This is a genomic window from Mitsuaria sp. CC2, assembly GCF_048957715.1.
GTDB lineage: Bacteria > Pseudomonadota > Gammaproteobacteria > Burkholderiales > Burkholderiaceae_C > Roseateles.
The window spans coordinates 32,019-46,784 of record NZ_JARVXN010000034.1 but is presented as its reverse complement, the minus strand read 5'-3'; the positions used below and the strand labels follow the sequence as shown (position 1 = coordinate 46,784).

The window sequence follows — 14,766 nt, the reverse complement described above, 5'->3', positions numbered from 1 at the left end:
CGTGCTGGTCGTCGGCGATTAAGGCTGAGCAGCCAGGACCGATTGGAAGAAGCCGCGCGCCAGCGCGTTGCAGAACGGCGGGACCAGCGTGCCGTGATAGGCCCCCTGCACCGCGGCCGCACCGGCCGCGCCACCGCCGGCCGCAGCGGACGTGGCGTTCTTGGCCTGGGCGAAACCGCCCGCGATCGTTGCCGCCGTCACCTGGCCGGCCCAGGCCATCGAGGCCGAGCTTTCCAGGTTGGAGGCCGGGTACAGCTTGCCGCGCGAGCCGAAGTCGGCCTGTGCCTGCAGCGTGTTGGTGAAGAACACCGTCGGGTCGCCCGAACCGCCGCACAGCGCGACCGGCGCCTTCGGCGTCCAGCCCAGCAGCGTGTTGGTCTGCAGCGCCTTGCGGAAGTTCGAGGTCGGGTACGCGGTCTTGAACGCCGGATTCAGCAGGCCACCGGTGCCGAACAGGTTGGTGAAGGTCGGATCGTTCGGCAGCTTGCCTTCCTGGATCAGCGTGGTGATCGACTTCTTCGACGGGAACAGCGTTTCGGCCGTCGCGGCGAACTGCGAGGCGTACACGTCCGTCGGAGCGGCGTAGATGTTGCCGTAGGCCTTCTGGTAGCTCGTCAGCATCAGCGGCAGGAACAGCGTCGCGCCGGCGTTGACCGGGCCGGTGGTGACGATCGTGTCGCCGAAGCCCACCAGGTTGTACGGGCCGGACATCGGCGCGGCGGCGGTGACCGGGAACTCGGTGCCGTAGTCGCGCTCCATCACCTTCTGCGTGGCCATCGCCACGTGGCCGCCCTGCGAGTAGCCGGCCAGCAGCAGCTTGGCCGACGGCTTGACCGCGCTCTCGGCGGCCAGATGGGTCTTGGCCGCGCGCATCGCGTCGATCATCTCGATCGCGGACTGTTCGGCGTTCAGGTAGGACGTGTACTGGGCGCCGGAGCGGTCGTAGCCGAGGTAGTTCGGCGCCACGACGATGAAGCCCTGGGCGGCGTAGAACGCCGCGATCAGCGACCCTTCGGCGTTGTTCGTGAGGTCGGCGATGTTGTAGGCCTGGTCCGTCGTCGTGCCGTGGGCGTAGAGCACCACCGGGCGATCGCCCGTGCAGGCGGCACCGGTGCCGGCCGGCACCAGCACGGCGGCCGAGGCGGTGGCCGGGAGGCCTTGGGGATCACGCGTCCAGTAGTAGACGTAGCGCACGTCCACGTCGCAGGCGGCCTTGCCGCTGATCGGCTGGATGCCCTTGGCCAGGGTGCCCGCGTCGATCTGGGCGGCGGTCGCCGCGCCGGCCTTCAGGCCGAGTTCCAGCGTGCCGCGCGCCGGCGGCGGATCGTCGCTCGAAGGATTGCTGCCGCCGCCGCAGGCGCTCAGCATGGCCACGGCGGCCAGCGTCAGGCTGGCCAGTTTGAATTGGCTGTTCATTCGGACTTCTCCAGGGGTTGTCTCCGTCGTCTGCACCGTCCCCGGCATCGCGGTCGGCACTAAATCGAACGGTCGTTCGTTTTTCTCAGGGATCACTTTAAGCGCACGTCCGGCGGCGCTTACAAAAGGAAAACCCTGACAAGCCACAGCATGCCAGGGTCGGGGGGACGACGGACGCACAACCTGACCCCTTCGAGGCGCGGCTGCAACACTTCCGTCATCCGGCTGCGCGCGATGCGCGCGATGGATTCGTCCTCAGAACGGGTTGTTGGTGGCCCGGTTGATGGCCTGCGATGCCATGTTGTTGTGCATCACCGGCCCGACCAGCACGTTGCTGGCCCACATGTGGGTGGCGGAGGTGGCGTTCGCCACCAGCGTCTTGTCGGTGCAGACCGGCGGCAGCGAGCTCGCCAGGCAGGCGACATCGGCCGAGTTCGACGCGGAGTACAGCGTCGGATAGCGGCTCATCGTGCCCATCAGCTCATCGGTCAGGATGAGGCCGATGTAGTGGCCGTCGTTGCGGATCTTCAGGCGCAGGCCGGCATTGAAGCGGCGCGACAGTTCGGTCAGCAGCGCGGCGCGGTCGGTGTCCGCGTGGACCGCCTTCTCGCGGAACGCGAACGGCGACAGGCCCAGGTCCTGCACGGTGGACAGGATGATGCGGCCGTTGGCGTCGACGATGCGGTTGACCTGCGCGGCCAGCAGTTCGCCGCGCGCCTGCGCCGCGTTGCCCAGCGTGGCGGCGTCCTGCGCCGGGTACTGTGCGTACAGCTCCAGGAGGTCATTGGCGCCGGCCAGGATGGTGACCAGGTCCTTCGGGTTGAAGCCGTCGAGCGCGAACTGGCGGTCGATCTGCGCCTGGACGTCGGCGACCTTGGCGTCGGCGGCCGCGTACATGCGCGCGGTCGGCGTGGCCAACTTGTCCGGATTGCATTCGCCGAACACCAGGCCGAAATGCCCCGCGACCTGCTGCGTCCACACCTGGTTCAAGGTGCAGGTCACGGCCGAAGTGGTCGCGTCGGTGCCGTTGATGGAGTACTTGGTGCCGTCGGCGCGGATGGTGCTCGTCTCGTCGCCGAAGGCGAGGACGCGCGTCGGACGGAAGGGGTCGATCTGCTCGCCGCCGCCACCGCAGGCCGCCAGCATCGCGGTCGCACCCAGCAGGACGGCCAGGTGGCGCTTCACACTCTTCATGAACTCTCCAAATCTCGAAAACTCAGCGGGGCGCGAAGGCCGCCGCCGCGCGGGACAAGCGGTCCCGCACCCCATCCCAGGCGGCCTCTTGCGGGGGCGCCTCGATCCAGATCTCCGTCGCGCCGGCCGCGTCCAGCTCGCGCAGGACGGCAAACAGCTGACGCGCCGCGGCGCGCGCCTGGGCCGGCATGGCCCGGTGCAGCGCCGGAGCGCAAGTCCCATCGAAGGACGTGCGGGAATATACCGCCAGCCCCGCCGGCGGCTCGGACGACAACGCTTCCCGCAGCGTTTCGGTGGACATCAGCCGGACCGTCGCCCGCGGTGCGTAATGCGCGGCCAGTGTGCCCGACGCGCGTGGCGCCCGGGCATCGGGCGCTTGTAAAGGAAGGCCCGCGGCGGCCTCCAGCTGTTCCGGCGTCAGCACGCCGGGGCGCAGCAGCACCAGGCCGCCGCGGCTGACGTCGACGATCGTCGATTCGATGCCCACGTCGCAAGGACCGCCGTCCAGCACGGTCAGACCGGGGTCGAACTCGTCGGCGACATGCGCGGCGGTGGTCGGGCTGACGCGGCCGAAGCGGTTGGCGCTCGGCGCGGCCAGGCCTTCGACGCCGAGGGCGCGGCACTCCGCCATGAGCGCGCGGAAGACCGGATGCGACGGGCAGCGCAAACCCACCGTGTCCTGGCCGCCGGCGGCCGCGGCGGCGATGCCGGGCACGCGCCGGACGATCAAGGTCAGCGGGCCCGGCCAGAAGGCCTCGATCAATCGATGGGCGATCGGTGGCAGGTCCTGCCCGAACACGCGCGCGCCCTGCTCGTCGAGCACATGCACGATCAGCGGGTGATCGCTCGGGCGCCCCTTGGCGGCGAAGATCTTCGCGACGGCGCCGTCCTGGTCGGCGCGCGCCGCCAGGCCATAGACGGTCTCGGTCGGCACGCCCGCCAGTTCCCCTCCGGCCAGGACGCGCGCGGTCGCCCGCACCGCCTCGGGGGACTGGCCGTCGAGCACCCGGGAGCCGGCGTCCGTCGCCACGTCTTTCACCACACCGTCACCAGGTCTCGGGCAGACCGAGGATCGCGCAGGCGCGACGGGCGCTGGCGCGAGCATCCTCGACGGTGGCGCCGATCAGGTTGAGATGACCCATCTTGCGGCCGTGCCGCGCCTGGGCCTTGCCGTAGAGGTGCAGCTCGGCGCCGGGCAGCGCGAGCACGCCGGCCCAGTCGGGCGCCCGCTCGCGGCCGTCCGCGTCGAACCACAGATCGCCCAGCAGGTTCAGCATCACCACCGGCGAGTGCAGGCGCGGCTCGCGCAGCGGCAGCCCGGCCATCGCACGGACCTGCATCTCGAACTGCGAGATGTCGCAGGCGTTCATGGTGTAGTGACCGGAGTTGTGCGGTCGCGGCGCCATCTCGTTGACGATCAGTCGGCCGTCCTTCAGCACGAAGAACTCGACGCACAGCACGCCGACGTAAGCCATGCCGGTCGCGATCGCCGCGGCCGAGCGGCGCGCCTGCGCCTGCAGTGCCTCGTCGACGTCGGGCGCGGGCACCTCGGTGACCGAGAGGATGCCGTCGCGGTGCAGGTTCTGCTGGACCGGGAAGGTGACGACCTCTCCGTCGGCCCCGCGCACGACCAGCACGCTGAGCTCCAGCGCCAGCGGCAGCATCTGCTCGAGCACGCAGTCGACGCGGCCCAACTCGTCGAAGGCGGCGGCGAGCTGCGCGGCGTCGGACACGCGGCGCTGGCCCTTGCCGTCGTAGCCGAGGCGGGCGGTCTTGAGGATGCCCGGCAGCAGCGCCGCCGGCACGGCGGCCAGTTCGGCCGCGCCGGCGCCGTGCCGCAGCACCGCGTACGGCGCGCAGGGCACGCCGCTCGCGTCGAAGTGGGCCTTCTCACGGGCGCGGTCCTGGCAGACCGCCACGGCCGCCGCGCCGGGGGCGACGGCGCGCACGCGCGCCAGGTGCTCCAGCGCGCGGGCCGGCACGTTCTCGAATTCGGTGGTGACCGCGTCGCAGCGGCGCGCCAGATCGTCCAGCGCCGCCGGATCCAGGTAATCCGCCTTCAGGTGCTCCTGCGCGACGGCGCCGGCGGGGCTGGCCGTGTCAGGGTCCAGCACCACGCAGCGGTAGCCCAGCGCCTGCGCGGCGTGGACGAACATGCGGCCCAGCTGGCCGCCTCCCAGCACGCCCAGCGTCGCTTCTCCCGGCAACAACGGCATCAGCGCAGCTCCTCGCTCATCGCGGCGGCGGCGGCGGTCTGGCGCTTGCGGAAGGCATCGAGCTTCGCGCGCAGGTCGGGATTGTCGCGAGCCAGCACGGCCACGGCGAACAGCGCCGCATTGCCCGCCCCGGCGTTGCCGATGGCGAAGGTCGCGACGGGGATGCCCTTGGGCATCTGCACGATGGAGTGCAGCGAATCCACGCCCTGCAGATGACGGCTCGCGACCGGCACACCGAGCACCGGCACCAGGGTCTTGGCGGCCAGCATGCCCGGCAGATGGGCGGCGCCGCCGGCACCGGCGATGATGGCGCGCAGGCCCCGGCCCTCGGCCTGCTCGGCGTAGGCGAACATCTCGTCGGGCATGCGGTGGGCGGAAACCACCCGCGCCTCGAACGGCACGCCGAACTCGGTGAGAATGTCGGCGGCGTGCTTCATGGTCTCCCAGTCACTGCTGGAGCCCATGACCACGCCGATGACGGGGGCGATGTCGGGAGTGGTGGCGCTGCTCACGGGTCGGTCCTCGATCTGTCAAATCGTGAAACCTTGAATTGTAGGCGGGGAGCCTCAGGTGCCGTTCTTGCCGTTCGACGTCCGCCCGACGGTCGTCCGGTCCAGCCACCGTGCCGCCTCCTGCTCCCGCCCCGCTGCCCCCACCATGACCGACATCACCCTCCAGAACTTCGAAGCCGACCTCTTGCAGGCCTCCATGCAGCAGCCGGTGCTGCTGGACATCTGGGCGCCATGGTGCGGTCCCTGCCGCACGCTGGGCCCGATGCTGGAGAAGCTGGAGGTGGCGTATGCGGGTCGCTGGAATCTGGCCAAGCTCAACAGCGACGACCAGCCCGAGATCGCCACGCAGCTGAGCCAGGCCTTCGGGGTGCGCTCGATCCCGTTCTGCGTGATGTTCGTCGGCGGGCAGCCGGTGGACGGTTTCGTGGGCGCGATCCCCGAGGCGCAGATCCGCGAGTTCCTGGACCGGCACGTGCCGACCGGCGAGGCGCTGGAAGCCGAGGAGGACCTGGCCGAGGCGCAGGCGCTGCTGGAGGAAGGCGATGCCGACGGCGCGCTGCAGAAGCTGCAGGCGGCGGTGCAGGCCGATCCGAACAACGAGGCGGCGCGTTTCGACCTGATCCGCGCGCTGCTGGAGGACGACCAGCTGGAGCACGCCAAGGCGGCCTTCGCGCCGGTGGCGCACCAGGCGGCCGACACGATCACGCCGCACGCGAGATTCAAGGCGCTGTCGGCGTGGATCGCCGCATCCGAACGCGCCGAGCAAGGCCTGGATCCGGCCGCGCTGCAATCGGCGATCGCCAGCAACAAGCGCGACTTCGATGCGCGCTTCGCGCTGGCGCAGGGGCTGTTCGCGGGTCGCGACTTCACCGGCGCGATGGACGAGCTGCTCGAGATCATCATGCGTGACAAGACCTGGAACGACCAGCTCGCGCGCAAGACCTATGTCGCGATCCTCGAGATCATGACCAAGCCGGCAGTTGCGGCGCACGGCGCCGCCGCGCCGCAGGCCGGCGGCCTGCAACTGTCGGGCCACAATACCGTGGCCCCGTCCGATCCGCTGGTCGACCAGTACCGCCGCAAGCTGAGCATGGCGCTGTTCTGATCAGGACATCCCCTCAGAACATCACCCGCGCCACCCCGGCGCGGGTGAGCCGGTCCAGTTCTTGAGGATCTGCCTCGTTGTCGGTGATCAGCACATCGATCGCCGCGCAATCGCAGACCTGCATCCGGCTTCCCTGCCCGAGCTTGCTCGAATCGGCGAGCAGCACCCGCTGCCGCGCTCTTGCCAGCATCGCCTGCGCCACCGCCACTTCCGCCCACAGGTAGCTTGACGCGCCCTGCCGCGCATCGAGCGCGGTCGGCGAGATCAGCGCGATGTCCACGCGGTGCCGCGCGATCTCCGCGACGGTGAACTCGCCGAAGGTGCCGGAGGTCTCCGGCACGTACGCGCCGCCGAGCATCAGCAGCTCGTGCCCCTGCCGTCCGGCCATCGCGTCGCACACCGCGACCGAGTTCGTGATCACCCGCAGCGCCTGCGCCTGGGCCAGGGCCTGGGCCAGCGCGTGCGTCGTCGATCCCGCGTCGATGAACAAACTCATCCCCGGCTTCACCAGCGACATCGCCTGCCGGGCGACCGCCTGCTTCTGCCGGCGGCGCGACTGCGCGCGCTCCGCATAGCTGGCCTCCGCCGGGACCTCCGACGGCACCGCGCCGCCGTGCACGCGGGCCAGCTTGCCGCCCTGCTCCAGCTCGATCAGGTCGCGCCGCACCGTCTCGCGCGAGACGCCGAGCTCGCGCGCCGCCTCGTCGGTCGTGAGGCGGTGCCGCTCGCGCAGCAGCAAGAGGATCTTGTCGTGTCGTTCCTGGGACCACATGGATCGCCTGTTCTCCCTGCCGGTGCGTCCGCCGCCGCATGGCGCGCTGTCACCGGACCTCGCATTCCCCCAGATCCCCGCAGCATCTTCATGACAGTTTGAGGATTGATTGGTGATGTTGTGGATTTCCAGCATCCCATGCGACGCTCCCTGTGGTTTTTCGTGTTTGTCGTTGTCTTGTCGTGGACGGTTGTGACAGTGCGGGCCATTCCCAACGCACCCGGTCCCACCATGAAGCACCCGATGCCCACCGCCCTGGTCCTGGCCCTCAGCCTGGCCTACGTCCTCCCCGCCGCCGCCCAATCGACCTCGTCGACCGACGCGTCGAAGTCGGCCGACACGACCGCCGCCTCGTCGTCTGAGCGCTCCGAGCTGGAACGCGTCACCGTCTCCGTCGGCCGCGGCCAATTGCGCTCGGTGCAGAGCCTGAGCCAGACCGAATTCGACAACGCCCTGGCCGGCAGCAGCCCGCTGGCGACCGTGGCCCGCCTGCCCGGCGTGAACTTCCAGTCCGCCGACGGCCTGGGCAACTACGAGTGGTCCACCCGCTTCACGGTGCGCGGCTTCTCGCAGAACCAGCTCGGCTTCACGCTCGACGACGTGCCGCTGGGCGACATGTCCTACGGCAATTTCAACGGTTTGCACATCAGCCGCGCGATCTCCAGCGAGAACGTCGGCCGCGCCTCGCTGTCGCAAGGCGCCGGCGCGCTGGAAACCGCCTCGTCCAGCAACCTGGGGGGCACGCTGCAGTTCTATTCGAGCGACCCGCTGCAGACCTTCGGCTTCCGCGCCTCGCAGACCCTCGGCAGCGAATCCACGACCCGCACCTTCGTGCGCGTGGACAGCGGCCGCTCGGTGCTGGGCGAGTTCTACGTCAGCTACACCAACCAGGACGCCGACAAGTGGAAGGGCGACGGCCAGCAGAAGCAGGAGCAGTGGAACCTGAAGTGGACCAAGGCGATCGGTGAGAGCCGCCTGTCGGCCTTCATCAACACCTCGCGCCGCAAGGAAGTCGACTACCAGGATCTGTCGCTGGACCTGATCAAGCGCAAGGGCGACACGCTCGACAACTTCTATCCGGACTTCGCTGCCGCGGTGAACGCCGCCAACACGCTGTGCGGCGCCAACGGCAGCACCTACGTGGCCGCCTGCGACGACCAGTACTACGCCGGCGCCGGCCTGCGCAACGACGAGCTCTACGGCGTCTCCGCCGACCTGCGCCTGGCGCAGAACATCACCTGGAAGACGACCGCCTACTACCACCACAACAAGGGCATGGGCCTGTGGTTCACGCCGTACCAGGCCTCGCCGGACGGCACGCCGATCTCGGTGCGCACGACCGAGTACGGCATCCAGCGCGGCGGCGTGGTCTCCAACGCCGAGTTCGACCTCGGCGACCACCTGGTCAAGGCCGGCGTCTGGTTCGAGGACAACGACTTCGACCAGGCCCGCCGCTTCTACGCCGCCTCGGCCGGCATGAGCGTCTACCAGTTCCCGAGCAACCCCTTCCTGACGCAGTGGCAGTACGCGTTCAACACGAAGACCTCGCAGTTCTCGCTGTCGGACACCTGGTCGGTCACCAAGGACCTGACCGTCGGCGCCGGCTTCAAGGCGCTGAAGGTCAAGATCGACGGCCAGCTGGAAGCGGGCACCGGCATGCCGTCGGGCTCGATCAGCGCGGAGAAGGGCTTCCTGCCGCAGCTGGGCATCAACTACCGCCTCTCGGCCAACAACGAGCTGTACGGCACGCTGGCCCGCAACATGCGCGCCTACCAGGGCGCGGCCACCGGCACCTCGCCGTTCGCGACGACCACCGCGGGCTTCGACGCGATCAAGGGCAGCCTGAAGCCTGAGACCTCCGACACCGTCGAAGCCGGCTGGCGGACCAGCGGCCGCGGCTACGAAGGCTCGGTCAGCGCCTACCTGGTCAACTTCAAGGACCGCCTGCTGAGCATCCAGCAGGGCAGCGGCATCCAGGGCAACCCGGTCGTGCTGTCCAACGTCGGCGACGTGCGGGCCACCGGCATCGAAGGCGCGATCTCCTTCCGCCTGGCCTCGGCGCTCACCTGGTACAACAGCGTGAGCCTGTCCAAGTCGACCTACCGCGACGACGTCGTCAGCGGCACCACGACGATCGCGACCCGCGGCAAGCGCGTGGCCGACGCGCCGGACACGATGATCAAGTCGCAGCTGGGTTACGACGACGGCGCGCTGTTCGGCAACATCGGCGTGGACTACATGTCCAAGCGCTACTACTCGTACACCAACGACGCCTCGGTCCCGGACCGCACGCTGGTGAACGCGAGCGTCGGCTACAAGCTGAAGAACGTCTCGATGCTGCGCGAGCTGAGCCTGCAGGGCAGCGTGACCAACCTGTTCGACAAACGCTACATCTCGACGATCGGTTCGAACGGCTTCACCAACAGCGACCCGACGGGCACCTACGCCACGCTGCTGCCGGGCGCGCCCCGTCAGTTCTTCGTGACGCTGACCGGGAAGTTCTGAGGCCATGGCCGGGGACGTCGATGACGTGAAGGGGCTCGCGGACGCGGGCGGGCGGCTGACGCGCCGGCGGCTGCTGGCGGGCTCGCTGGCGGTGCCGATCGCGGTGCCCCTGGTGGGCTGCGCGACAGCGGACCCGGCGACCGCGGTGGTCGAGCAGGCCACGAAGGTCGATGCAAAGGCGCCCCGTCGCTTCCGCATCGCCTTCGGCTCCTGCGCGAAGCAGTCCAAGCCGCAGCCGATCTGGCGCGCGATCGGGGCGGCGAAGCCGGACCTGTTCGTCTTCCTCGGCGACAACCTGTACGCCGACGCGCGCGACGAGGCCACGCTCCGTCAGCGCTACGCCGAGTTCATGGCGGTCGAGCCGCTGCAGGCGTTCCGGCGCTCGACGCGCCACGTCGCGATCTGGGACGACCACGACTTCGGCGACGACGACGAAGGCGCGGACTACCCGCTCAAGCAGCTGTCGCAGCAGCTGTTCTGCGATGCGTGGAACGAGCCGGCGGACTCGCCGCGCCGCCGCGCGGACGGGATCTACCAGAGCTACGTCTACGAGGCCTTCGGCCGGCGCATCCAGGTGATCCTGCCGGACCTGCGCTTCAACCGCACGATGCTGACGGCGGATCCGTCGCTGAAGTCGAGCTACGCCGCGATGGTGCTGCGGGCCAAGCTCAGCGGACAGCCGATGACGGGCTGGTACGTGCCCGACACACGGCCCGGGGCGACGCTGCTCGGCGAGACGCAGTGGGCGTGGCTGGAGGAACAGCTGCGCGTTCCGGCCGACGTGCGGCTGATCGGTTCCAGCGTGCAGTTCGCGGCGGACGGCAGCGGCTGGGAAGGCTGGGCCAACTTCCCGCGCGAACGCGCGCGCCTGGTCGAGCTGATCCGGACCACGCGCGCGGAAGGCGTCGTCTTCCTCAGCGGCGACATGCATTACGCGGAGATGTCCAGCATCGACGTCGCCGGCGGCTATCCGCTGTGGGACGCGACCTCCAGCGGCCTGACCGAGGTCTGGGACATCCCCACGCCCAACCGCAACCGGCGCTCCGCGGTCATGGCGGAACTCAACTTCGGCCTGCTCGATGTCGAGCCTGTCACCGAAGGGGAGGATGATCTCCGCCTGCGCTTCGCGCTGTGCGACGTGAACGGAAAGGCCAAGGTGACGAAGGAACTGACGCTGTCGGGCCTGCGTTTCCCTGAAAAGGAGAAGACCGCATGACCCTGTCCCGACGCAGCCTGCTGCGGACCCTGCCCGCTTCGCTGCCTGCCCTGGTGCCCGCCACCCTGCCCGCCTCGTTCGGGCTTTTTGCGTTTGACGCCCTCGCCCAGGCGGCCCAAGGCGGCCAGCCGGCCTCGGCGGCGCTGGACGCGCTGATGACTGCCGCGCGCAAGGAAGGCCGCGTGCACAGCCTGGGCATGCCCGACGACTGGGCCAACTGGCGCGCGACCTGGGCCGACCTGCAGCGGCTCTACGGGCTGGCCCATGTCGACACCGACATGAGCAGCGCCGAGGAGATCGCCAAGATCGAGGCCGAGAAGTCCAACGCGAGCGCGGACCTGGGCGACGTCGGTTTCGAGTTCGGCGCGATCGCGAAGGCGCGCGGCATCACGCAGCCGTACAAGCCGACGACCTGGGCGCAGATCCCGGACTGGGCCAAGGACGCCGAGGGGCATTGGGCGCTGGCGTACACGGGCACGATCGCGTTCGCGGTCAACCGCAAGCGGCTGAAGGACGTGCCGCGGAGCTGGCAGGCGCTGTTCGCGTCCAAGGCGCGCGTGATGATCGGCGAAGTCGGCCGCGCGGCGCAGTCGAACGCGGCGGTGCTGGCCGCCGCGGTGGCGCTGGGCGGCGACGAGACGACGCTGCAGCCGGCGCTGGCCGCGTTCGCGCAGATCGCCAAGGACAAGCGGCTGATCGGCACCAACGCCACGCCCGCGCTGATGGAACGCGCCGAGGCCGACGTCTTCCTGCTGTGGGACTTCAACGCCCTGTCCTACCGGGCGAAGCTGCCGAACGCGGCGGACTACGAGGTGCTGATCCCGTCCGACGGTTCGGTCACCAGCGGCTACACGACCATTCTCAACCGCTGGGCGCCGCATCCGAATGCGGCGATGCTGGCGAGGGAATACATCTTCAGCGACGCGGGGCAGATGAACCTCGCGCGCGGCCACGCTCGGCCGATCCGGATCGCGCAGCTGCCGCTGCCGGCCGACCTGAAGGCGCTGCTGGTACCTGAAGCGCAGTACGCGAAGGCGCGCGCGCTGAAGCCCGCCCTCTGGACGGAAGAGGTCAAGAAGCTGCCGCGCGCGTGGCAGCGGGACGTGCTGGGAGCCGCGCGATGAGCCAGAACGCCGCCCCGCTTCCCGGCGCCTCGACCAGTGCCGACACACCCACCTCCACGGCAGGTGCCACCTCCGCCGCACCGGCTGCCGTCCTGCCGGCGTCCTCGTCGTCGCTGGACGCGGCGGCAGAGGCTGCTGCCGCGATTGCGCAGGCCGCGGATCCCGCGCGCAAGCTCGTCGTGCTGCTGGCCGACGGTCTGCGCGCCGACACCGCGCGCGACTACATGGGCTACCTGCAGGCGCTCAACGAGGCGGGTCGCGCGCAGTGGCGCTCGCTGCGCTGCGAGCTGCCGAGCCTGTCGCGCCCGCTGTACGCGACGGTGATCAACGGCGAGCCGCCGTTGACGCACGGCATCCTCGGCAACGGCCAGGCCGGACAGGCGCTCTCGCACCACCTGTTCCAGCAGCTGGACGCGCAAGGCATTCCGGCCGCGATCGCCGCGTACCACTGGTTCTACGAACTGCTGGCGGGCGAGATCTTCGACCCGCTGCGCCATCGCGATGCCGTGCCGACGGGCTGCGGCCTGCAGGCGGCGCGCTGGTACTGGGAAGACGACTATCCGGATAGCCACCTGCTCGCCGACGCCGAATCGCTGCGCCGTGCGCACCTGCCGGTGCAGGGGCCGTCGCTGCTGTTCATCCATCCGATGGGACCGGACCTCGCGGGCCATATGCACGGCGGCGAATCGACGCCGTACGCGATGAGCGCGCGCAAGCTCGACATGCTGCTTGCACAGTTGCTGCCGCGCTGGCACGCCGAGGGCTTCGACCTGCTGATGACCAGCGATCACGGCATGAAAGCCGATCGCATGCACGGCGGCCCGCTGCCGGTCGAGCGCGAGGTGCCGCTGGTCTGGGTGCCGCACGACGGCGCGGTGGGTCTGGCGCTGCCGGAGCAGCAGACGGACATCGCGGGATGGATCCTGGAGAGGCTGGGCATTGCCCCGGCGCCAGGAGGCGCGACGGCATGAGCCTGAATGCGCGGACCGCCACGCGGCTCGCCGGTCCCTTGCTGCTGCTGACGGCGGCGGCCCTGCTGCTGCCCTTCGGCTGGCGTGCGATCGCACTGCTCGTCGACTGCGTCGGCCAGGGCAACGGCTGCGCGATCGGCGAGCTGACCGCCGACGGCTACTACCTCGAAGCGGCCTGGAACACCCTGTGGCTGAGCGCGCTGTCGGCGGCGATCGGGCTGATCGTCGGACTCGGCGCGGCCATCGCGCTGCTGCGTCTCCCTCGTCTCGAGTCGTCGGTGACGCTTCTTGCCAGCCTCGGCGCCAACTTCTCCGGCGTGCCGCTCGCGGTGGCGCTGCTGCTGCTCTTCGGCGCGCAGGGCGTCGTGACGGCGGCGATGCAGGCCGCAGGCCTCGCGCCGTGGGTCGATCTGCAAGGACTCGACGGCCTGCTGCTCGCCTACGTCTGCTTCCAGGCGCCGCTGGCGACGCTGCTGCTCATCGCGCCGGTGAAGATGCTGGACGGCTCGCTCCAGGACGCGGCGGCCACGCTCGGCGCGGGGCCGGTGCTGTACTGGCGGCGCGTCGGGCTGCCGTTGATGCTGCCCAGCCTGGTGGAAGTCTTCGGTCTGCTCTTCGCCAACGCAGCGGCGGCCTTCGCCACGCCGTTCGCATTGAGCGGCACAGCCGCGCACGTGCTCGCGGTCCGCATCGCCTCGCTCGTGAGCGGCGACATCTTTGCGCAGCCCGAGCTGTCAGCGCTGCTGGCGCTCCTCCTGTTCGTGATGCTCGCGGTGGTGATCGGTCTGACGCGCTGGCTGGCCGCTCGGCTCCGGAAAGGTCGCGCATGAACGCGGTCTCCCGGTCGACGACTTCGACTTCGACTTCGAACGGCATCATGCACCGGCCGCTGCTCTCGGCGGCCGCGCTGACCGCGCTGTTGGTCGTGGTGCTCGTGCCGATGGCGGCCCTGCTGGTCTACGGCCTCACCGGGCGATGGGACCGCCACTGGTGGCCGGAGGATCCGACGCTGCGCTGGGTCGTCGAAGCCCTCGCCGATCCGCGCGTGCAAGGAGCGGTGATCCGCACCACCCTGCTCGCCTTGTCGAGCGCGACGCTGGCGCTGGTCTGCGGCGCGCTGGCGACGATCCCCGCGGCGCTCGCAGCGCAACTCGACGACGGTCCGGCCGCGCGGCGGCTGCAGCGCACGCTGGACCTCGTCGCGTTGCTGCCCTTCGCGATCGCCCCGGTGGTAATCGCCATCAGCGCGCTGGAGCTTTTCGTCGGGCGCTGGGGCGGCTGGCTGCCGCTCCCGCTGGTCTATGTCGCGGTGGTCGCGCCGACGCTGTTCCCGCTGATCCACAAGACGCTTCAATCCGCGCTGGCGCAGCTGAATGCCGCCTCGCTGATCGAAGCCGGCCGGACGCTCGGCGCGAGCGACGGGCACACCGTGCGGCGCGTGCTGCTGCCGATGCTGGCGCCGGCCTTGTTGGCCGCATTCCTGCTCGCGTGGGTCACGGCGGCGATGGAATTCGCGATCGCGAACCTGCTGCTCGGCGGACAGGTGGAGTTGCTGCAACCGCTGATGAACAGCCTGCGCAACGCCAACGGTCACCAGGCCGCGGCGCTGATGATGCTGGCCTTCGCCGGCGTCGGCGCGGTGGTCGCGGCGGTGGCCGCGCTCACCCGCCGCTGGACGTCGGCAGCGCAGAACCGATGAACGCGCGCCTCGCCAAGATCTCGCACGCCCGCCCCA

The 14,766-nt window shown here is 70.1% G+C and carries 13 protein-coding genes; 7 read left to right on the top strand and 6 right to left on the bottom strand.

All coding sequences use genetic code 11. From position 1 onward, the window contains the following. Positions 1-18: 18 nt before the first annotated feature. The 5 genes from PV762_RS23175 to purE all read right to left on the bottom strand — a co-directional run bounded on the left by PV762_RS23175 (position 19) and on the right by purE (position 5,290). Positions 19-1,416 (bottom strand): alpha/beta hydrolase family protein, encoded by a 1,398-nt coding sequence (locus PV762_RS23175; protein ID WP_421037345.1) that lies wholly within the window; start codon positions 1,414-1,416, stop codon positions 19-21. 255 nt (positions 1,417-1,671) lie between these two features. Then, positions 1,672-2,610 (bottom strand): esterase, encoded by a 939-nt coding sequence (locus PV762_RS23170; protein WP_421037344.1) that lies wholly within the window; start codon positions 2,608-2,610, stop codon positions 1,672-1,674. A 22-nt stretch (positions 2,611-2,632) separates the two neighbouring features. After that, on the bottom strand, positions 2,633-3,640 hold the full coding sequence (locus tag PV762_RS23165) for an L-threonylcarbamoyladenylate synthase (protein WP_421037343.1): 1,008 nt from the start codon (positions 3,638-3,640) through the stop codon (positions 2,633-2,635). Between the two features lie 16 nt (positions 3,641-3,656). Beyond that, complete coding sequence (locus PV762_RS23160) at positions 3,657-4,826, bottom strand: 5-(carboxyamino)imidazole ribonucleotide synthase (protein WP_421037342.1); 1,170 nt, start codon at positions 4,824-4,826, stop codon at positions 3,657-3,659. Next, positions 4,826-5,290, bottom strand: a complete 465-nt coding sequence (gene purE / locus PV762_RS23155) for a 5-(carboxyamino)imidazole ribonucleotide mutase (protein WP_421037378.1) — start codon at positions 5,288-5,290, stop codon at positions 4,826-4,828. The genes PV762_RS23160 and purE overlap by 1 nt, the downstream gene beginning before the upstream one ends. A 193-nt stretch (positions 5,291-5,483) precedes the next feature. Here purE and PV762_RS23150 point away from each other — a divergent pair, with 193 nt between their 5' ends. Next, entirely contained in the window at positions 5,484-6,443 is a 960-nt protein-coding gene (locus tag PV762_RS23150; protein ID WP_421037341.1) for a tetratricopeptide repeat protein, read from the top strand. A gap of 13 nt (positions 6,444-6,456) precedes the next feature. Here the strand turns inward: PV762_RS23150 and PV762_RS23145 are convergent, their stop codons facing one another. After that, complete coding sequence (locus PV762_RS23145) at positions 6,457-7,215, bottom strand: DeoR/GlpR family DNA-binding transcription regulator (RefSeq protein ID WP_421037340.1); 759 nt, start codon at positions 7,213-7,215, stop codon at positions 6,457-6,459. A 243-nt stretch (positions 7,216-7,458) separates the two neighbouring features. Here PV762_RS23145 and PV762_RS23140 point away from each other — a divergent pair, with 243 nt between their 5' ends. From PV762_RS23140 to PV762_RS23115, 6 genes are read left to right on the top strand one after another with little or no spacing between them, the layout of a single operon-like run. Continuing rightward, positions 7,459-9,720: a TonB-dependent receptor gene (locus PV762_RS23140; protein ID WP_421037339.1), complete on the top strand. Its 2,262-nt coding sequence runs from the start codon at positions 7,459-7,461 to the stop codon at positions 9,718-9,720. Positions 9,721-9,724: 4 nt separating this feature from the next. Next, positions 9,725-10,936, top strand: coding sequence for an alkaline phosphatase D family protein (locus tag PV762_RS23135; protein WP_421037338.1), 1,212 nt, complete (start codon positions 9,725-9,727; stop codon positions 10,934-10,936). Beyond that, entirely contained in the window at positions 10,933-12,060 is a 1,128-nt protein-coding gene (locus PV762_RS23130; protein WP_421037337.1) for an ABC transporter substrate-binding protein, read from the top strand. Before PV762_RS23135 ends, PV762_RS23130 begins: the two co-directional genes overlap by 4 nt. Beyond that, entirely contained in the window at positions 12,057-13,031 is a 975-nt protein-coding gene (locus PV762_RS23125) for an alkaline phosphatase family protein (RefSeq protein ID WP_421037336.1), read from the top strand. The genes PV762_RS23130 and PV762_RS23125 overlap by 4 nt, the downstream gene beginning before the upstream one ends. Beyond that, positions 13,028-13,861: a hypothetical protein gene (locus PV762_RS23120; protein WP_421037335.1), complete on the top strand. Its 834-nt coding sequence runs from the start codon at positions 13,028-13,030 to the stop codon at positions 13,859-13,861. Before PV762_RS23125 ends, PV762_RS23120 begins: the two co-directional genes overlap by 4 nt. Beyond that, positions 13,858-14,730 carry an ABC transporter permease gene (locus PV762_RS23115; protein WP_421037334.1) on the top strand — a complete coding sequence of 291 codons (873 nt, stop codon included), beginning with the start codon at positions 13,858-13,860 and terminating at the stop codon, positions 14,728-14,730. Before PV762_RS23120 ends, PV762_RS23115 begins: the two co-directional genes overlap by 4 nt. Positions 14,731-14,766: the final 36 nt, after the last annotated feature.